17 protein-coding genes are annotated in these 19306 nt (G+C 42.9%); 6 read left to right on the forward strand and 11 right to left on the reverse strand.

Annotated elements, in window-relative coordinates; translation table 11 throughout:
* The first annotated feature begins 22 nt into the window (after positions 1-22).
* Positions 23-1123, forward strand: coding sequence for a 3-phosphoserine/phosphohydroxythreonine transaminase (gene serC / locus FGL90_RS03105; protein WP_010619347.1), 1101 nt, complete (start codon positions 23-25; stop codon positions 1121-1123).
* Positions 1110-2279, forward strand: a complete 1170-nt coding sequence (locus tag FGL90_RS03110; RefSeq protein WP_010619346.1) for a phosphoglycerate dehydrogenase — start codon at positions 1110-1112, stop codon at positions 2277-2279. Before serC ends, FGL90_RS03110 begins: the two co-directional genes overlap by 14 nt.
* Before the next feature lie 48 nt (positions 2280-2327).
* On the opposite strand, the gene FGL90_RS03115 is transcribed toward FGL90_RS03110, so the two are convergent.
* The 4 genes from FGL90_RS03115 to FGL90_RS03130 form a co-directional block, all read right to left on the reverse strand.
* A complete protein-coding gene (locus FGL90_RS03115) occupies positions 2328-3260 on the reverse strand; it encodes a DMT family transporter (RefSeq protein ID WP_147656817.1) in 933 nt (310 codons plus the stop codon).
* Positions 3261-3286: 26 nt separating this feature from the next.
* Positions 3287-4072, reverse strand: coding sequence for a matrixin family metalloprotease (locus FGL90_RS03120; RefSeq protein WP_147656819.1), 786 nt, complete (start codon positions 4070-4072; stop codon positions 3287-3289).
* Between the two features lie 78 nt (positions 4073-4150).
* A complete protein-coding gene (locus FGL90_RS03125; RefSeq protein WP_147656821.1) occupies positions 4151-4990 on the reverse strand; it encodes an aldo/keto reductase in 840 nt (279 codons plus the stop codon).
* The gene (locus FGL90_RS03130; RefSeq protein ID WP_147656823.1) at positions 4987-5742 is read right to left on the reverse strand and encodes an alpha/beta hydrolase; all 756 of its coding nucleotides are present in this window, start codon (positions 5740-5742) and stop codon (positions 4987-4989) included. Before FGL90_RS03130 ends, FGL90_RS03125 begins: the two co-directional genes overlap by 4 nt.
* A 162-nt stretch (positions 5743-5904) precedes the next feature.
* On the opposite strand from FGL90_RS03130, the gene FGL90_RS03135 reads away from it, so the two are divergent.
* Positions 5905-7119, forward strand: a complete 1215-nt coding sequence (locus tag FGL90_RS03135) for an MFS transporter (protein ID WP_147656825.1) — start codon at positions 5905-5907, stop codon at positions 7117-7119.
* 86 nt (positions 7120-7205) lie between these two features.
* Here FGL90_RS03135 and FGL90_RS03140 read toward each other — a convergent pair whose 3' ends face one another.
* Positions 7206-8459 carry a metal-dependent hydrolase family protein gene (locus tag FGL90_RS03140; protein ID WP_010619340.1) on the reverse strand — a complete coding sequence of 418 codons (1254 nt, stop codon included), beginning with the start codon at positions 8457-8459 and terminating at the stop codon, positions 7206-7208.
* A gap of 522 nt (positions 8460-8981) precedes the next feature.
* Here FGL90_RS03140 and FGL90_RS03145 point away from each other — a divergent pair.
* A complete protein-coding gene (locus FGL90_RS03145) occupies positions 8982-9902 on the forward strand; it encodes a GH25 family lysozyme (protein ID WP_147656827.1) in 921 nt (306 codons plus the stop codon).
* 40 nt (positions 9903-9942) lie between these two features.
* Here the strand turns inward: FGL90_RS03145 and FGL90_RS03150 are convergent, their stop codons facing one another.
* Positions 9943-11145: an acetate/propionate family kinase gene (locus FGL90_RS03150; RefSeq protein ID WP_147656829.1), complete on the reverse strand. Its 1203-nt coding sequence runs from the start codon at positions 11143-11145 to the stop codon at positions 9943-9945.
* 220 nt (positions 11146-11365) lie between these two features.
* Between FGL90_RS03150 and FGL90_RS03155 the strand changes: the two genes are divergently transcribed.
* Positions 11366-12259 (forward strand): matrixin family metalloprotease, encoded by an 894-nt coding sequence (locus FGL90_RS03155; RefSeq protein ID WP_010619337.1) that lies wholly within the window; start codon positions 11366-11368, stop codon positions 12257-12259.
* A gap of 755 nt (positions 12260-13014) precedes the next feature.
* Here FGL90_RS03155 and FGL90_RS03160 read toward each other — a convergent pair.
* The 3 genes from FGL90_RS03160 to FGL90_RS03170 all read right to left on the reverse strand — a co-directional run bounded on the left by FGL90_RS03160 (position 13015) and on the right by FGL90_RS03170 (position 16366).
* Entirely contained in the window at positions 13015-14814 is a 1800-nt protein-coding gene (locus tag FGL90_RS03160) for a glycoside hydrolase family protein (RefSeq protein WP_010619336.1), read from the reverse strand.
* Between the two features lie 161 nt (positions 14815-14975).
* The gene (locus FGL90_RS03165) at positions 14976-15449 is read right to left on the reverse strand and encodes a nucleoside 2-deoxyribosyltransferase (RefSeq protein WP_010619335.1); all 474 of its coding nucleotides are present in this window, start codon (positions 15447-15449) and stop codon (positions 14976-14978) included.
* 134 nt (positions 15450-15583) lie between these two features.
* Complete coding sequence (locus FGL90_RS03170; protein WP_010619334.1) at positions 15584-16366, reverse strand: (S)-acetoin forming diacetyl reductase; 783 nt, start codon at positions 16364-16366, stop codon at positions 15584-15586.
* Between the two features lie 186 nt (positions 16367-16552).
* On the opposite strand from FGL90_RS03170, the gene FGL90_RS03175 reads away from it, so the two are divergent.
* Complete coding sequence (locus FGL90_RS03175; protein ID WP_010619333.1) at positions 16553-17050, forward strand: C39 family peptidase; 498 nt, start codon at positions 16553-16555, stop codon at positions 17048-17050.
* Positions 17051-17123: 73 nt separating this feature from the next.
* Here FGL90_RS03175 and FGL90_RS03180 read toward each other — a convergent pair whose 3' ends face one another.
* Both FGL90_RS03180 and FGL90_RS03185 read right to left on the reverse strand, forming a co-directional pair.
* Positions 17124-18314 (reverse strand): NAD-dependent formate dehydrogenase, encoded by a 1191-nt coding sequence (locus FGL90_RS03180; protein WP_147656830.1) that lies wholly within the window; start codon positions 18312-18314, stop codon positions 17124-17126.
* 170 nt (positions 18315-18484) lie between these two features.
* Complete coding sequence (locus FGL90_RS03185; protein WP_147656832.1) at positions 18485-19294, reverse strand: fumarylacetoacetate hydrolase family protein; 810 nt, start codon at positions 19292-19294, stop codon at positions 18485-18487.
* Positions 19295-19306: the final 12 nt, after the last annotated feature.

Below are 19306 nucleotides of genomic sequence, written 5' to 3' on the forward strand. Positions count from 1 at the left end.
AATTTAGAACGGGAGCGATTTTATGTCAGTGTACAATTTTTCAGCAGGACCAGCAGTGATGCCAAAACCAGTTATCGAGCAAATTCAAAGAGAATTACCTTCACTGAATAATTCCGGAATGAGTATTTTAGAAATCTCTCATCGAAGTCAGCAATTTGAGCAAATAATGGCCGATGCCGTTGCTAACATCAAGGACCTTATGGCGATTCCCGATGATTATCACGTTCTCTTTTTGCAGGGTGGCGGTACTGGTCAATTTGCTGCCGCTCCCCTGAATCTGGCAACTAAACACCGCTCAATTGCCCTTCTTGATAGTGGTCACTGGGCTGCAAAAGCGGGTGCTGAAGCCAAAAAACTAAGGTTCCACGTCACCACTTTAGCAACAACGGAAAGTGGTAAATACCGAGAACTTCCACGCTTAAACCAAACAATTCCAGCAAACTCGTTTGATTACTTACACGTCACTATTAATAACACAATTGAGGGCACCGCTTATCACGAGGTTCCCGAATCAAATATTCCAATCGTCGGCGATATGTCATCGAACTTTTTAGGCGAACGCTATGACGTTAAAGATTTCGGGATGATATTCGCCGGCGCCCAGAAAAATCTTGGCCCAGCAGGCGTCACTATTGTCATTATCAAAGACGAGCTCATGCATCACGTCGATGGCATCCCCAGCATTTTTGATTACCAACTGAACGCGGACAAGAATTCCATGTTGAATACCCCACCCGTTTTCGCCATTTACGCTTCCGGTCTCGTCCTCAAATGGTTAAAAGAACAGGGCGGCGTCGATGAAATGGAAAAACGTAATCGTGCCAAATCAAGCAAATTTTACGACTATCTCGATCAGTCTCACCTATTTAACTGCCCGGCCTTCAAAGACGATCGTTCGTTGACCAACATCGTGTTCTCAACAACTCACGATAAATTGGATCAAGCATTCGTTGAGGAGGCAACTAACGCTGGCCTACTAAACTTGAAGGGACATCGAAGTGTTGGTGGTTTGCGTGCGAGCCTGTATAACGCGATGCCGATGGCGGGTGTCGATGCCCTCATCGATTTTCTCTATCAATTTGAAAAGGACCACAAGGAGGTCACTACCCATGTATCAAATTAAAACGTTCAACGCAATTGCCCAAGCAGGACTCGATCAATTCACGGACGACTACCAAATTAACGAATCAGAAGCACCAGATGCCTACCTCATTCGCTCGGTCAATTTGCATGAAGCGACCTTCCCTAAAAAATTAAAGGTCATTGCCCGCTGCGGCGCTGGCTTTAACAACGTCCCTTTGGATAGAACAACGCAGAATGGTATTGCGGTTTTTACAACCCCAGGCAGCAACGCCAACGCGGTTAAAGAACTGGTTATTTCTTTGTTAATTGCCAGCTCACGAAACCTATTTACCGCAGCTGCGTTTAGTGCCAAGAACAGCGGCGCCGATATTTCACTCCGAACAGAAAAAGAAAAGACTCAGTTTAATGGCACCGAGCTCGCTGGCAAAACTCTCGCAGTCATTGGTGTCGGCCACGTCGGTTCACTAGTCGCCAACGCTGCAAATACCCTGGGCATGAAAGTCATCGGCTATGATCCCTACTTATCCGCTGATGCTGCTTGGCGCATTTCAACCAAAATTCATCGGGCAAACTTACTGGAAGCAGCAATTTCAAACGCCGATTACGTGACTATTCACGTTCCCAAAAATGAGGAAACAGTCGGCATGTTTGATGAAGCCATCATTTCCCAAATGAAACCCGGTGCCGTTTTGCTGAACTACGCTCGTGGTGGAATCGTTGATTTAGATGCTGCACTTGCTGCCCTAAATCATCACCAATTGACGCAATTTCTTACCGATTTTGGCGACGACAAATTGCTCAATCGTGACGATGTTGTCATCACCCCACACATTGGTGGTTCAACTGGACAGGCCGAATCAAACGGAGCCGTTCAGGGCGCGCAAACCATCATGAACTTTCTTGAAACTGGAAATGTTCAAAACTCAGTCAACCTACCTGACATTCAAGCCCCTTTTAAAACGAGATATCGCTTAACTTTAATGCACAAAAACATTCCCAACATGGTCGGTCAAATTGCGACCCTCCTTGCCGATTCAGGAATTAACATTGAAAATATGAGCAATGCCGCAAAGGGCGACACTGCCTATACCATCATTGATGTCGACCATTTAAAAGAGGTTCAAGAAACGGAACTTAAAAGTAATTTAGCAAAAATCCCAGCCGTTTATCGCGCTAGGTTATTGAAGAAAGCTTAATTATCTGCACATTAAAAGCCAGCTGAAATTTCAGCTGGCTTTTTCATTCTACTTAATAATTTCCTTATCCAAACTACTTCTTCCACGCTGCAGAATATAAATTGCCAAAATAACCATGGCTGATCCGATCACTTCCACAAATGAAATCTTGAGACTCAAGAAAATGACACTTAAGATGAACGTCATCACGGGTTGCACCGCATCCACAATGCTCACCACATCCGAAGGGGCAAAGTTTAAACTATATAACAGTAAGCTAAACGGTAGGATTGTTCCAACCACGATGACCGTTAAAACGGAGGCCACTAAGGTTCCCGTGATTGGCGGCGTTGACATCCAAAATGGATGATTCAGGTTAAACAAAATACCAGCGATAAACGTGCCCCACCCTAGGACCAAAATAGGTGAATGGTGGGCAACGATTGGCCGTGGTAAAACAACGTAGAATGCTGCCGTTATGCCGGAACCAATTCCCCAAAATAGGGACGCCATTGGAATCGACAACTGACTGATATCGCCCTTGGTAATCGCCAAGAAAACCCCAATCATTGAAATAACGAACGCCAGTAAATCACTTCGTAGTGGCATAATTCGTTTGAAGAGAAAGCTTCCCACCACGATAAAGAGCGGACTAAGGTACTGCAAAATAGTGGCCGCAGCAGCGGTTCCCGTTTGAACTGACATATAAAAAGTCAGTAGGTTTCCCATTAATCCAAAGATGGCGTAGGCAAGCAGCCACCCGATTGTATGCCAGTTTTTAAAAATATCAAAAATGCCCATTCTGTACTTGAATAAACTAATCACCAGTAAAATGGTGCCAGCCCCAATCGTTCTGATCGAAAGCAGCCACCCTGCTGGAATTGCCTGTCCTTGTGCGATAAACTGGAGCACCGTTCCCGAGATTCCCCACATTGTCGAGGCCACCGTTGCCCAAAAAATCCCCTTCATGACGTTTTTGCCAGGAAGATTATGACTATCCATATTCAAATTCACCCTATTCAACAAGATTAATGTAGTAACTCATACATTTTAATTGCGGCTTTTGCCCGCGATAAATCATTATTTGTCACCAAATTGACGAAAACTTTCCCTGAAAGCACGTCGTCAAATTGATAAATGTCGCCATAGCCGATTCCCATATACATTAGGTTCTGAGCAGACTTCGAATGGAGGAGGCCAAGTGTATGCCCCATTTCGTGTTCCAGAATTCGACTAAACTCGACCATGCGCGCTTGTCCAGCAATCCCTTTATCAATCATTAAATTGGCATCCGAGATTGACAGCGCTAGATTAAGTTGGTGTTGATAATTTTTCTTCATCTGTCTGCTAATATCACCAAGTTCAGTATTATAGTACACACGGGAAATTGCAATCGTCCTTGATTTATTAAACCACCAGGAAATGCCCCCGTCAATTTTGGTCTGGGCATCCCCGACAAATTTGATTGTAATGGAATGATGACTAGCTGTTCCTAAATAGAAACGCTTTTTCCCCAGTCGGCTATTCCAATCATTCATAGCTCTGTTTAAGCTGATGCCGACTGATTTGGAGTGAGTCGCGTCGTAAATGTAAACTCGGTGAGTCTTAGAGTAGCCCGTCTGAAACGCATAGTTAATGCCATACTTTTTCCCAATTTGCTTTTTATATTTTTGGGCTGTTTTTTTAGTCTTAATTTGACTGATTGTAACAGCACGACTAGTCGTCTTCGCGTGAACTGTTTCTGCAAATCCCACAGTCATTAAAGCGCCCATTAGTGCGGCTGCAAAAATACTAACCCCGATTTTCCAGTTCAACTTAGCTCACTCCCCTCAGTTTTCAAGCTAAGTATACTCAGGTTTCATTGCCTTTAGCAATCATTATTACCATTAATTTTAACCGTTATGATCTTCACCGGGAGCTGTGTCTTTTAACTTATCTAATACGGCCATATCGGCAACACTAATTTCAAATTCGACTTGTTTATTATTTTCAATGTGAGCGCTATTAGTTGCCTTTGGAAGGGGCAATAATCCGTGTTGCAAGACGTATCGAATCGCCAGTTGCGCAACAGAGACGTCATAGTGTGCTGCAATATCTTTGACCGCTTCGTTATTTAACAAGTAACCAGTGGCCAAAGGTGAGAAGGCTTCGACCAACATATTATGGTCTTGCGCGTAAAAAGTAATGTCTGGTTCTGTATAGCCAATGTAATATTGAATCTGGTTCACCATCGGCATGATTGTGGCATGTTTTAAAATGTTCTTTTGGTCGGCAACGTTAAAATTAGAAATGCCAATTGCTCGGACTTTACCGGTTTTATAAATATCTTCCATGGCTTGCCAAACTTCAATGTTCTGGGTACTATAATCGGCACCCATTTCATCCCATGGCCATGGTGCGTGAATTAAATAAAGGTCCAGGTAATCTAACCCAATTCGATCCATTGTTTCATCAAACGTCTTCATCGCGGCATCATAACTCTTGGCCGCAGCCGCAAGCTTAGATGTCACAAAAACATCTTCCCGGTTTAATCCGGAATCTCTGATGGCCCGTCCAACGCTTTCCTCATTGCCATACTGCCACGCTGTATCAATATGACGGTAACCCTGCGAAAGCGCCTCAGCAACCGCGTCATAGGCAACCTGACCATTTGGTACCTGCCAGGTTCCGAAACCAATTTTGGGAATCTTAACCCCGTTTGATAGTTCATACGTTTCCGTTAATTTGCTCATTTTGAGGACTCCTTATTTTTAATAAATTCAATGACGTCAGCCGCAAGCTGTTGACGGTACTTACTATACGTGATGACGTGTGGCGCCCCTTCGTATTTTTTCAAAGTCACACTTGTGCTCGGCCTTAGGTAGGTAGCAAGCTGTTCATTAATCCTCGGATCTAATAACTCATCCGCCGTTCCTTCAGCAATAAAAACGGGTTGCTTAATGCTTGATAGATCATCATGAATCCCCACCGTATAAGTACTGATTGCCTGCAATTGATCCGAAATATGCTCGCTAAGCCAGCCGACCCGCTCGGCAATAGTCTCTGGCGATAATTTTTCCTTTTGAAACCAGTTCTGAGCCCGTTCGACAAATCTTGCCTTGACGTGCGTTTTATCCACTGGAAAAAGGGGCGTGCTGATGGTTCCGCCACAACTTATCTCTGGAAAAGTTTCCATTAACTTAAGGGCAAAAATCCCACCCAGTGACTCGCCAAATACGGCAATTGGACTGTAACCATCCCGTTTCAGCAATTGGTAAGCGGCCAACGCATCCTCCCACCACATGTCTGGATGACCATTCGTGATGACGTTTTCCGGATCATCCGTCCCATGACCGCTAAATAAGGGACAGAGAACAGTATAACCAGCCTTATTCAAGTCCTGGGCAAATGAGCGAACATCGATTGGACTGCTTGAGAATGTATGAAAAAGTAGGATAGCTGTGGGACCACCTTTGAAATAAAACGTTTCTGGTAAAACTGGCATTGCGCCACCTCCAAATTTAATCACTAAAAAGGGCAAGAACCCTATACGACCGCCTAATAAGCTGGTAATATAGGTAAATACATACTTATTTTTCTATAAGCAGTTTGTCAATCAATGGTCATAACGACTTTAATAAAATTTTACCACAAGGGGGCGTTCACGATGACAACTGCTACCCCATGGAAACGAAATCTTTACATATTGTGGCTGGGTAACTTTATTGCTGGAATTGCGTTTAACCTACTCATGCCATTTCTACCGTTATTTATCAACACGTTGGGTCACTTCAGCAAAAATTCGCTCAACCTTTGGAATGGGGTTGCCTATTCCTCAACCTTCTTAGTGTCTGCTTTAATTGCACCGCTTTGGGGCCGTTTGGCTGATAAAAAGGGGCGAAAATTAATGTTGCTCCGGTCCTCGCTTGGAATGGCCGTCGTCAACTTAGCCATGGCGTTTGTCACAAATACTTGGCAATTAGTCTTTGCTCGAGTCCTAATTGGCCTCTTTTCTGGCTATATCCCTTCCGCTAGCGCCCTCATTGCAACCGAAGTTCCCCAAAATCAAAGTGGGAAAGCGCTAGGATTCCTAACGACTGGCAACATTTCCGGCACCTTGTTGGGACCCTTACTGGGTGGCGCAATTGCATCGGTTTGGGGCTACCGCAGCACCTTCATTATCACTGGGATTCTACTGCTGATTGTCTTCTTTTTAAGCCTAATCTTAGTTAAAGAGCACTTTACCCCCTTATCCGAGGAGAAAGCCAAGCTTAGTTTCAAACAGATTATGGCATCCACCCAACACGAAAACGTCATTTGGGGCATGATGCTGACCACCCTCATCATTCAAACGGCAATTACCATGGTTAATCCCTTCCTAACCCTATTTATCCGCGAACTCATGCACTTCCACGGGCCAATAACGATGGTTAGTGGCGTCATTGCCGCTACCCCAGGATTTGCCACCGTTCTCATTGCCGCAAAATTGGGCGACATTGGCGATCACATTGGCACCGCCCGAATTATCAAGATTGCACTTGGCCTTGGCGTTATCGTATTCATCCTAAGCGCCATTGTCACAAACGTTTGGCAGCTTTGGGGACTTCGCTTTATCATTGGTCTTGCGGATGCCGCCTTGCTCCCTGGCGTTCAGACAATGCTCATTAAAATGACCCCCAAAGAAAGTGTGGGGACCATCTTTAGCTATAGTCAATCTGCCCAGGGATTCGGCAGCGTCATTGGCCCGATGATGGGAGCCGTGCTTGCCGGTATCATCGATTATCGCGGCACCTTCGTGGTGAACGCTGTTTTACTGCTAGTGACCCTAATTGTTCTGATGATGATTCATCGTACAAATGAAAAATTAAAGTCAGCACTATAATTCATCCATAAAGAAGGGCTCCCCGTTTCGGGAAGCCCTTCTTTGCTATGTGTACGCATTTCATTTTCTATGTGAATTTTAGCTAATTAACGGCCAGCCTCAGCGATTGGTTCCACCTCTGCTGCACCAATTTCTTGGATAACTGCGTGGACGCGTTTGCCGTGTTGGTAAACGTCCTTATCACGCTGGATGACACTGATATCATCGATTGGATTATCGGCCATGATGATAAAGTCCGCAAACTTACCTGTTTCAATGCTTCCGTACTCATCGCCGACTTGCATGACCTTTGCACAAACAATCGTTGCTGATTCAATTGCTTGAGCGGGTGTCATATGGGCCTTTTCAACTTCTAGCTGAATCTCGTATGCACTTTCTTCTTTAAAGCCGTTATAGGGTGTTCCTGCATCCGTGCCCATTGCGATCGGAATTCCTGCTTTAGCGGCTTTTTCAATTGATTTAAAATGTTTCTTAATGTTAACAATGACCTTTTGACGCGCCCAGTCTGGAACGGTGCCTTCGCCAAATTCATAAATCCCGTACATGGCATTTAATGTTGGCACTACCGCGGTCCCGTGTTCCTTCATCATGGCAATCGTTTCATCATCAATATCAAAGCCATGTTCAATGGTATCAACACCAGCTTTGACGGCCTCTTTAATTCCCGCATTGCCCTGTGCATGAGCGGCAACCGTAAAGCCCTTATGATGCGCTTCAATAACCCCTGCACGAACTTCATCAAATGTGAGCTGAATGTCATCTGGCGTTTCGCCATTCTTTAGAACACCGCCAGTAACCATCATCTTAATGTTGTTGGCACCATTTTTCATAGCTGTTCGAACTGTTTTTCGCATTTCATCGGCGCCATCGACTTCGTAGCCACCATCTGAACCATGGCCGCCAGTCATCGAAATTGCTTGACCCGATGCTTTAATTTGCGGTCCTTGAATGAATCCTTGTTTTTGCATTTCTCGAATGGCAATATCAACATCAAATGGTGCGCCCACGTTTCTAATATAAGTAACCCCGTTGTCGATCATGTCTTGCATGTTATGAATGGCGTACATCGTTGCGGTTTCGCGAGTTGATGGATGACGTGCATCAACCTTGTCGGCAAAGTCGCGAGGAACACTCGTGATATGAGTGTGGGCGTTCATGATGCCCGGCATGACAAATTGATGGTGAACATCAATCGTGTTATCTGCGGAAATGTTGATGCGTCCTTCACCAGTTTGAGAAATTTTACCGGTTTCGTCATCTACGGCGAACCATGCGTCCCTGATAAAGTTGTGTTGGCGGTAGCTGTAAATGTTTGCGTTCTTGTAAATTGTTGTTGTCATAATAGTACTTCCCTTCGAATTTTAGTAACGGACCATCAGATTGTTCCTCTTGTAACGCTAACTGGGACTTCACTGCCACCACCTCCTTAAAATATAAAAAACGCCCTCAGTAATCGAAATTACTAAGGACGCTTTCAACGCGGTACCACCCTAATTGCTGGCTTGCGCCAACCTCTCACACACGGCCACTTGGCGATGTGTTTGACCGTTATCGGGGCCACCGGATTTTTTTATCAGCTCAAATCAACTTTTGGATATAAGTCATGGCACCTTCCCACTAACTGGCGCTCCCTTTGCATGGCTTAAATCGTCATCCTTGATTCTTCATTGCTTGTCGTTTAATTTGTTTTTAATGATTCACATCATAATCTCATTTAGAATAAAATGCAACCCTTTTTAAAAATTAAGTTCATGACAGACTGATACACAATTGTTAGTCGACTGTAATTCCCCTGTTTTTACTTTGTTTTATTTTCTCGTTACACTAGGGGTAAATATAATTACATAGGGAGGAAACATTTTATGAAGAAACAACCTTTATTAAAACGACTTATTACCGGTGCCTTTGTCGGTCTCGCATTTCTAGCTATTGGTGCCACTGGTGCGGATGCTGCTAAGACGAAGATTGCCGATGTGTCCCAATGGCAAGGTTCCATTAACTGGTCAAAGGCCTCAAAGCAACTCAAAATGGTAATCATCCGGGTTAAGCATGGTAACCCAGGAGATTCAGATTACGCGATTGATACAAAACGAAATACAAACGCAAACGGCGCTTACAAGTACAACGTGCCATTTGGCCAATACGACTTCGCTGAATTTGATAGTGTCGCTGATGCCAAAGCTGATGCAAAACAATTTTATAGCTTAGCCAGCAAAAACGCCAAGTTCTACGTTTTAGATAACGAAAAGCGTAAGCCAGGCGTTAAGGGTAAGGAACAAACTTACGTGAATGCGTGGTTAACCACGATGCGTTCACTGACCAACAAGCCTATCGTTTACTACTCATACCAAAACTTCGTATCCGTCCACAGCATCAACTACTCTAAGTTTGATGGCTCATGGATTGCGAACTACTCAAACAAGCCAAACGTCAGCACCGACTTATGGCAATACACGAGTAAAGGATCGGTCTCAGGAATTAGTGGCAACGTCGACTTAAACAAGGTCGTTGACTCATCCACTGTTTCTAGCTGGTACTCAGGATCAAGTACAAAGACGGCACCAAGCTATTACACTTCCGTAACTGCTGGTCAAAAGGTTACTGCTAAAAAGGCCTTCTACCAATACACAACCGCAAACTTCACGGGTAATCTTTCAAAGGTTTCTAAGGGCAAGACTTACACGGTTAAAGCAATTGCTAAGTCAACTAAGGGAACACCAAGAATTCAACTATCAAACGGCCACTACATCACGGCTAACAAAGCCTACGTAATGGTTAAATAAGCAATTTTAAAGAGCTGCGATTAATCTCGCAGCTCTTTTTTTAATGCACTAATCTTTTGTCATCCAATTTGTCCTTATCAAATACCTGCCGCACGATTGCCAATTCTTCATCCGTCGGCACAATTAACGCCATTATTGGGCTCGTTTCAACGGTAATCTGCCCTTCAACGCCAATCTCGTTTAAATTTGGATCAATTTGAACGCCAAGATGACTTAACCTTGTTAAAATTCGGCGGCGCATCTCGTCATCCTTTTCACCAATCCCACCTGAGAATACGAGCGCATCAACGCCACCCATTTCCGCATAGTAGGCGCCAACTTGTTTGACGACTTGATTTTCAAACATTTGCAAAGCCAGTTCAGATTGATAATTTTCCGAAGCGTTTAGGTCGCGCATGTCTGAAGAAAGCCCCGATACGCCGAGTAACCCTGATCGTTCATTCAGGATATTAATCACTTCTTCAGGCGTATCAAGATCCAACCGTTTCATCAAAAATGGCACTAGACTTGGATCAACATCTCCAGACCTGGTTCCCATCAGAACCCCCGTTACTGGGGTTAAGCCCATTGACGTGTCGTAAATTTTGCCATTCTTAAATGCTGAAATAGAAGCACCGCTGCCCAAATGCATGGTGATGATGTTCAAATCTGCTTGGGCTTGTCTCATCAAGGCTGCAGTTTGGCAGGCCAAGTATTCGTGGGAAATCCCATGTTCCCCGTAGCGCCGAATATGAAACTGTTTAGATAATTCGTATGGGATACCAAACAATGCCGTTTCTTCAGCCATTTGGTGGAAAAGGGCGCTATCAAATACAGCAAATTGAGGCGTATTTGGCAAATAGGAAATTAAAGTTTCCACCGTTGCGACCTGCATCGGATTATGCAGTGGTGCATAATCGCTGAGTTGTTTTAATTTTTCAATCACGGGCGCTGTTAATTCTGTGACGGATTTAAATTCGGCCGCTCCGGCAACAATCCGGTGGCCCACTGAACCGATTTCGTCGAGTTGGCTCACAATTTTGGATTCCACCAAGCTATTTAGCACGTTTTGGACGGCATCGTTCATGGATAGCTTATCGAAAGTCCGCTTTGTTTTATCACCGTTAAATTTTAACTTGACCGTTGAATCTGCCAAATTAATTCGCTCAACGTGCCCCTCTGCCACCACGATTTCTTCTGGCATCGAGAATAGTTTCCATTTAAGGGATGAGCTGCCAGCATTGATGATGAGAATTTTTTTCAAGTGAGCCACCTCCAATTTAGTGTTATCATATCTTATAAAGTCCCTCAATGGAAGCGGATTCACTGTCTTTTCGGTTTTCTTTCACTGAAAAATCATACTTCTCGAAAAAGGATTAATTTTTGGAAATAATTCGCCGTTAAAATTCCATAATATTGGGTTTTAGCGTATTATGATGGTAGTTTATAGATGCACTATTTCGTTCGGGGGAGAAGGGATCCATATGACTCATAAAAAACTAATTTTACACGTTTCGCTTGCAACATTATCGGGGCTAATGATTTTTGCACCAGTCGCCACTATTCCAGCACAAGCTTCCAGTGTTAAGCCTTCATCTGCAATGTTAAAGAAGAGCAATAGTTATTATAAAAAGCATTACAAAGCAATCGCAAAGAAGTATAAATTTACGTATAGTGCCCAAACCGGATTGAATAAATCTGGCACCATTTATGTCTATGAGAAAACGAAGAGTTCTTACCTCAAAAAAAGTCTCAGTTTGGCAATGAACTATTGGAATTCTAAACTTGGCCGCCAAGCAATTAAGGTTGGCTCCAAGAAATACCACACCGTCACCTTCTCCGTTTCCAACGCGAAAGCATCCAAATCGGATGACAGTGATGCTTGGTGGATCCCATCAACTAAGAAAGTTCAGATTCGTAACAGTCTCTATGCCGATGATCTTTCGGTTATCACAAATACAACATTGTATAACAGTGAAAAATCGCTCGTCAAAACGGCAAACGCCAATTTAGCAGCTTACAAAGCTGGCTTAAGCACCACTGATCCAGATTATCAGTCAAAGCTTGATACTTACCAACAGCAGCAAGTTGACTATGCGAAGGCCGCTTTTGATAACCAAGAGAGCAATTTGAAATCCGGACTGGCAATCAAGGCCCGTGAATTCGAATATGCCAACACCTTGGCTCACGAGTTTGGTCACGTGATGGGCTTAAAGCATTCGCCAAACAAGTCGGATTTAATGTACTGGGCGAGTGGGACAAACGATATTTATAATTATAATAAAGTCAAAAATAGTAGTAAGGGATTCAGCCTAGTCACAAGTACCGATGTTGCGAGAGCAAAGTTGGCAGTGAAAGTGCATAATGCGAGAAATTAACTAAAAGAAATGTTAACCACAAAAAATCATCCAGCTCATTAACTGGATGATTTTTTTATTTGACGCTATATGTGTCAACACCTTACCCACAACCGGTGTCGCCTATGTGTTTCTATGTGAATTCCTATGTGTTAAATTTTTCTATATGTGTCTTGTTCTATGTGTTGTTACTATGTGATGCTATGTGTTGGAACGTTATGTTGGAACTATATGTGCTACCTATACTGCCTGGGTGCCTTTTGAGAAATCGTATTGTTGCCTCCATTAGCAGTCACTCTAATCTGAATCTGACCATCGTCAGCATTCTTCATAATGTCCGATTCCATAAAACCACCCCCTCAAAATATGTATTTTAAATTTAGACGAAAAAAGCACCCTAACTCTCATTTCTGAAAGTTAAGGGTGCTATTGCACTTTACCACCTTAATTTGCCAATTTATCGCTAAATTAGCCTCATCCTGTACAGCCAAATTGGCGATACAGTCATGCTGTAACGGGCATCCCCGACGCAACCTACTTGAATTCAGCGCGCAACTTTAAAGAATGATGGTCGCAATCATGACTGTATCCCGTTTACACCAACTCGGGACTCTCTATAACAATCGGATAAAAGGATCGTTTCTTATAATCGTCTGTTAAATCTCATCTAAATTTAATTTATGAACTTAGTATAATCCTTTCCAGCATTTTTTCAACCCCCAAATTAAAAAAAGATAAACCAACATTATCTTGGCTTATCTCATAAAAATATTTGTTTAGAAGAACGCTGATGCTCTAGTCCAAGCCTTTTGGGCAGGAATATAGTAATACGTTGTTTGTTTCCCGTTATGCGCCGTTCTGACTGCTCGGCGGGTAACATTAACTGAACTTGGGAAACTTGCCGTAGTCCCAACTGATTTAGCCAACGTCGAGTCATTAAAGACCTTGGTATAGGTTGGATAACTTTGCAGTGGGGTTACCGTCTTGCTGTAGTCCTCATAAGTAATCTTATTAAATGAGAGTGACCCCGCTTTAATCCAGTAGCGAATACTGCTCGTACTTGAGGTAAATCGAACTCGATACCAGTTACCACTTGTGGCTTCAGCCCGCATATCGATGTACACGTGAGTTGCCTTAGAAGCCTTTAGTTTCTTGGTTGCATAGTTCCAGTTCTTAGATCCCTTGATATGCGTATAAAGAGCATAGGTCTTTTTAGCATTTGTCTTAAAGTAAGCATATTGAGATGCTAATCCAGCATAATATTTTTCGACTTTATTTGTCTTTTTATTTTTCTTGCTGTTGATAGGCGTTGCTGTTTTTTGCTTAGCTGCCTTTGCGGTTGCAGTTGCTTTAGCAGTTGAAACCTTGTTGCTATCAATGGTCATCCCATCCGTACTAAAGTTAGCTGATACAAATGAAATCGACTTCTTAGAAGACGTAATCTGATTATTGGAAACGTCAACGCCCGTGATATCGCCCGCTTCGCCATCTTTTTCAAAATAGACGTATCGGTTGCCAGGGTTCAAGTTAACAAACTTGTTATTTTTAATGTTGAGGTTATCCATTTGAATGTCTGAACGGGTATTGTATAACCGAATGTAGTTACCTGACCCTAACGCATGCTTGTTCTCAAAGGTATTGTTCTCGATATACAAGTTAGAAACGGCTACGAAATGTAAGTTAGCGCCATCTTCTTCTCGTAATGGTTTTGCATCCTGAACTGTATTTCCCTTGAAGTAAACGTCATGGATTGTGCCGTTGAATAGTTTCGTATAAACAACATGTTCCCCAACTGGGTTAGGCGCGTATGACTTAATGGTTCCAGACGCCTTGTTGATTGGTAAGAATTTGTTGTTTGAAATGTAGACGTTGTATGAAGGAAGTCCGTCATAACTATCACCGGAATTCTTATAGGACATTGCCTTAGAATTTGAGTAGTCAACTTGGATAGCTTCCTTATACTCATACCCCTTTTTTGGATAGAATCCATTAAAGGTTGAGTTCTTAATATGAATATTATGACTCCCACAAATATCAATGTAGTGTCCTGTGGGTGATTCGGCATTGGTAAACGTACACTTGTTAAAATTAACGGTTACCGCATGGTTCAAGCTTTGGACAAAAACACTCTGCGTATTTGCGGAAGGATGAGTTCCTTTAAACGTGGCATTATTCCATGTCACATTTTTGATCCCACCGTTATAGCCGTCTTCTGGACTAGGATAAGCGAAGGCAATCCGATCGCCACCCCGAATTTGGAAAATGGCTCCTTTGTCAAAATTAAACGTCACGTTTGAACGTAATTTAATCGCATTTAATTCTGAATCTTTAAATAGGTACGTCCCCTTGGTAATATGTATGGTCATTGGCGTATCGCTATTGTATTTGTCGAGTAGTTTTTGCAAAATTGGCGTATTGTCTGTCTTATCATCCGCCTTCATCCCCTGATGCTGTGCATTAACCGTAAACGAAGTAGCGGCTTCAACATTCTGCTTGGAATTGCTTGTGACAATCCCCGCACCCGTTGCTGCACCTAGTAGTAGCAAAGCTGCTATGTATTTTATGACTTTTTTCATTGAACTAATCCCCCTTGGTAAATTTGGTTCTGCTATCATTGTACAGAATAAATTGAAAGCGTGCGAATTTTTGTTCGTTTATCCACAAAATTTAATCTGCCTGAAATATAAATTTTACCAAAATAAAAAGGCTGAAACTTTCTCAGCCTTAATCCGAATTTTTATAGCACTTCTTTTTCAACGTACTTTTGTGCTAAGTCGTTAAAATCATAATTCTTTAAGTTTTGAATATCGTCTTTACCACTAAATAAAGCAGTGTATGATTGTGCGACCATCAAATTGATTTTTTGATCTTGATTATACTGAATCACAATCACGGGAATTCCATGTTCAAATGCTGCACCAATTTCGAAAATTGTTCCTGAATCTGGCTCGTTTTCTTGCGTTTCTTCCATTTGATAATCTAGGATAGCAACCACTGCATCGGCCTTACGTACCTGACGCATGTCGGAAGCAAACGTAGCAACCTGCCATTTAAATGATCCAAATTCTAAGTCCTCATGCTGATGTTCCATTGGCACAAAAATGCCATTTGAATCAATCGTTTTGTTGGCCTTAAGTAAATCGAGCACCTCTTTAATTCTGGCGTTCTGATTGTCGCTGAAAAATGGCGCTGCTAAGTAAATAGTATTCATAGTTAATCCCTTTCTCTTTACATACATATAGTAGTGATGAATTCATCATACCACAAAATATAGCATTATTAGCCAAAAATTTGCGAAAAAAAAGAATCCGACTTCCACCGAATTCTTCCTGAAATTTCTTCATTTTAATGGAATTGCATCCCACCATCAACTTCTAGCGTTTGACCTGTTACATAATCCGAATCTGGACCAGCCAAGAATGAAACACCAGCTGCAACATCTTCAGGTTCTGATAGACGTTTCAATGCGATATCTTTAGCAAATGTTTGCATACCCCATTCGTCATCTTTGCCAGCATTTTGGCCAACTTGATGCGCAATATCAAACATCATTGGTGTTTTGACAATTCCCGGTGCATACGCATTTACATTAATATGTTCTTCTGCCAGGTCACGTGCGGCAACCTGTGTTAATCCACGAATCGCAAATTTGGTCCCACTGTAAAGGGCTAAGTTTGGATTTCCGACAACCCCGGCTTGAGAGGTTGCGTTGATAATCTTGCCACCGTGGCCAAATTTCTTAAATTGTTCATGCGCTGCCTGAATACCCCAAAGAGTCCCAGCAACGTTTACGTGATAGACTTGATCAAATTGTTCAGGAGTGATGGTGTCGATTGGTGTTGTTGGACCAAGGCCAGCGTTGTTCACAATGACATCAAATCCGCCAAGCACTTTTGCGGTTTCTTGGACCGCCTTGAAGACGCCATCCCGATTGCTAACATCAACCTGAATGCCGACCGCTTTTCCGCCAGCATCGTTGATATCTTTGGCAACTTTATTCGCGTTAGTTTCGTTCAAATCAGCAACAGCTACCGCAAAGCCATCATCAGCTAGTCGTTTCGAAATTGCTTCACCAATTCCTTGCGCGCCACCGGTGACAAATGCTACTTTACCAGTTAATTCTGTCATTAATATCACTCCTTGTCATTTTTAAAGCAATTTCATTGTATCACTAGATGTAAGCGCTTACCAATTTTTATATTCTCTTATTCTTATTTTAATTTTTCGTTCATTACATCCAACGTTTTGATTGCTTTCTTACTCTATTAAGGTCAGAATTAAAGTCAACTATTGGCGAATAATGGAGGAATCATTTTGAAAACGACTCTAGAAGTACCCTTAATTGCACAACGTCCTGAATTACCAACTGGTTGTGAAATTACCGCTGTTACCATGATGCTCAACAGTGCCGGCTTTCATACTGACAAAGTTGATTTGGCACATCGGATGCCTTACGACAAAAAAGACCGCGATAAAGGCTTCATCGGTGATCCCTTTACTGATGATGGCGATAGCATTTACCCACACGCTTTAGTATCGCTGGTAACAGAGATTACTGGATCAGCAACTGATTTAACTGGCGCTACTTTGCCAGAGCTACTAGCCTATCTTGCCGACACGCGCCATGCCATCGTGGTCTGGGTCGGAGAATTCGACGGTTTCCACACTCACGCCTTAACTATTACTGGTTTTGACGATGACAATCAAATCATCTATTTTAATGATTGTTGGACCGACAAAGCGGATCATCTATCTTACGCAGATTTTGAAACTATTTGGGCTCGTCACGATCATCGGGCTCTGAGCCTCTAGTCATCTAACACAATGAAAACGTCATCCAAAATTGGATGGCGTTTTTTATTCTGACTATTTTTTTAAGAGACAGCTATTCATGCTCACTTCCTGGACTCTCCTCACCCTTTTTAACCGTATAGGATTTGGCACCAGTCCCTGCTAATTGACCAGCTTCAGCAATGAGATAATCTGGTCGAATCGGGGTACCGTCTAAGAAATCTTCTAAAATTTCTCGGGTTCCGGCAGCATAACGGGCTTGGGCCGAAAGTGAGGTCCCCGAAATGTGGGGCGTCATTGCTTCAAACGGCATTGTTCGCCAAGGATGGTCAGCTGGTGCAGGTTGTGGATACCAAACATCCCCTGCATATCCAGCCAACTGTCCTGAGTTCAATGCTTCCACAATCGCATCTCTCACGACCAATTCACCACGACTGTCATTGACAATGTAGGCACCCCGTTTCATCGACTTAATCATGTCTGCATCAACCATATGATAAGTTTCGCTGTGTAATGGTGGCGTTAAGACGGCCATATCAACCTGCTTCATCAAGTCATGAACATCCTTAATGAAGGTTGCCCCAAGTTCCTTTTCAACCTCAGGGGCTAGTTGATGCCGCTTCGTATAGACTAATTTCACATCAAATGGTTTTAGTCTTTTTAATACTGCTTGACCAATTCGTCCGGCGCCCACAACGCCGACCGTCATCCCCTCTAAATCATAGGAATGTTCAACCACATCCGCAATATTCCAGCCACCTTGACGGATGACTTCATTAGCTGGCACAAAGTTTCTCACTAGATCAAGAACCTGCATGACACTATGTTCAGCAACACTAATGCTATTACTGAAAGTCACTTCAGCGACTGTGATCTGGTGCTCATTTGCGGCATTCAAATCAACATGATCCGACCCAATTCCTGCGGTAATCGCCAGCTTAAGTTTCTTGGCCTTTTCAAACCGTTCTTTATTTAAATATCCCGGCCAAAATGGCTGCGAAATCACAACATCAGCATCCGGAAGCTCTTTTTCAAATACTGAATTCGGACCCTCTTTGTCTGAGGTAACAACCAGTTCATTACCCCCATCTTCTAAAAATTTTCGAAGTCCCAACTCACCAGAAACACTGCCTAACAGTTGTCCCAGAATGAAATCAATGTTTTTCGGATTTGGCACACTCGTCCCATCAGGATATTTGGTAATCTTAGGGATAGAATCTCGCGCATACTTTGTTGGGTACCCGTTCACTGGATCCGGATAGAGTACAGCTAATACCTTTACCATAAAGCATTCTTCTTTCTTTAAATGAGCCAATCATCACCTTTACCAACGCCAGTCTATCCTCTTAAGTAACCGCTTTCAAACAGAATGCTTATAACTTTATTATTTTCATTTTTTGTTTTCATAACCAAAAAAACACCACGCTTTGAAAGCTTGATGTTCGTCACCTTGTCTTAAATCATCTTAATTTTTAAGTCACCCAATCCGTCAATGTGGCTTTCAAGAACGTCACCCCGTTTTAAGTAAACTTGCGGACGACGCCCATTTCCGACACCACTTGGTGTGCCAGTGAAGATTAAATCTCCCGCCTTCAATTCTACAATAGAAGAAAGATACTCAAGCAGGGCTGGGACATCGAAAATCATTTGGTCCAAATGAGCCGACTGCATCGTTTCGCCGTTGACGTGAGTCGTGAGCTGTAACTTGCTTAAGTCGTTCACTTCATCAGGTGTGGTCAACCAAGGACCAATTGGTGAAAAACCGGCGAATGACTTTGAAAGTGAAAATTGCGGTGTAGCATTTAGAAACTGGACCTGCCGATCCGAGATATCCAGACCAACCATGTAGCCAGCCACATAGTTTTCAGCTTCAGCCTTAGAAATATTTCGTCCGTCCTGATTTATCACGACGACGAGTTCCGTTTCCCAATCAGTTTGATCGCCATGGACGGCCACGGCCGTATTGGCAGACGTTAGTGAACTACTAAATTTAGTGAAAATACTAGGCGCTTTGGGTAATTCAATGTGAATTTCTTTTGAGTGATCGACATAGTTCATTCCAACCGCAAAAATTTGCTGGGGAACGGGAACTGGAATTTCAAGATCTTTCACATCAAATGGCTGAGCGGCACCAAATTGATTTTCAGTCACTTCCGCTATCGATGCGGTCAGCGCATCGTCAGCTCCCAAAATGGGTTGTGCCTGCCATTTGCCCTCAACCTGAGAGACCTTGACTGGCTTACCATCTAACATTCCTAACTTCATAGAGAGACTTCC

The organism is Secundilactobacillus malefermentans, assembly GCF_008033155.1.
Taxonomy (GTDB): Bacteria; Bacillota; Bacilli; order Lactobacillales; family Lactobacillaceae; genus Secundilactobacillus; species Secundilactobacillus malefermentans.

Coding starts and splice junctions, on each gene's coding strand:
- FGL90_RS03125 (WP_147656821.1), bottom strand. CDS start 4,990: ATGAGCAAATTAACGGAAACGTATGAACTATCAAACGGGGTTAAGATT.
- FGL90_RS03145 (WP_147656827.1), top strand. CDS start 8,982: ATGAAGAAACAACCTTTATTAAAACGACTTATTACCGGTGCCTTTGTC.
- FGL90_RS03160 (WP_010619336.1), bottom strand. CDS start 14,814: ATGAAAAAAGTCATAAAATACATAGCAGCTTTGCTACTACTAGGTGCA.
- FGL90_RS03180 (WP_147656830.1), bottom strand. CDS start 18,314: ATGGTAAAGGTATTAGCTGTACTCTATCCGGATCCAGTGAACGGGTAC.
- serC (WP_010619347.1), top strand. CDS start 23: ATGTCAGTGTACAATTTTTCAGCAGGACCAGCAGTGATGCCAAAACCA.
- FGL90_RS03130 (WP_147656823.1), bottom strand. CDS start 5,742: ATGCCAGTTTTACCAGAAACGTTTTATTTCAAAGGTGGTCCCACAGCT.
- FGL90_RS03110 (WP_010619346.1), top strand. CDS start 1,110: ATGTATCAAATTAAAACGTTCAACGCAATTGCCCAAGCAGGACTCGAT.
- FGL90_RS03115 (WP_147656817.1), bottom strand. CDS start 3,260: ATGGATAGTCATAATCTTCCTGGCAAAAACGTCATGAAGGGGATTTTT.
- FGL90_RS03140 (WP_010619340.1), bottom strand. CDS start 8,459: ATGACAACAACAATTTACAAGAACGCAAACATTTACAGCTACCGCCAA.
- FGL90_RS03155 (WP_010619337.1), top strand. CDS start 11,366: ATGACTCATAAAAAACTAATTTTACACGTTTCGCTTGCAACATTATCG.
- FGL90_RS03135 (WP_147656825.1), top strand. CDS start 5,905: ATGACAACTGCTACCCCATGGAAACGAAATCTTTACATATTGTGGCTG.
- FGL90_RS03170 (WP_010619334.1), bottom strand. CDS start 16,366: ATGACAGAATTAACTGGTAAAGTAGCATTTGTCACCGGTGGCGCGCAA.
- FGL90_RS03185 (WP_147656832.1), bottom strand. CDS start 19,294: ATGAAGTTAGGAATGTTAGATGGTAAGCCAGTCAAGGTCTCTCAGGTT.
- FGL90_RS03165 (WP_010619335.1), bottom strand. CDS start 15,449: ATGAATACTATTTACTTAGCAGCGCCATTTTTCAGCGACAATCAGAAC.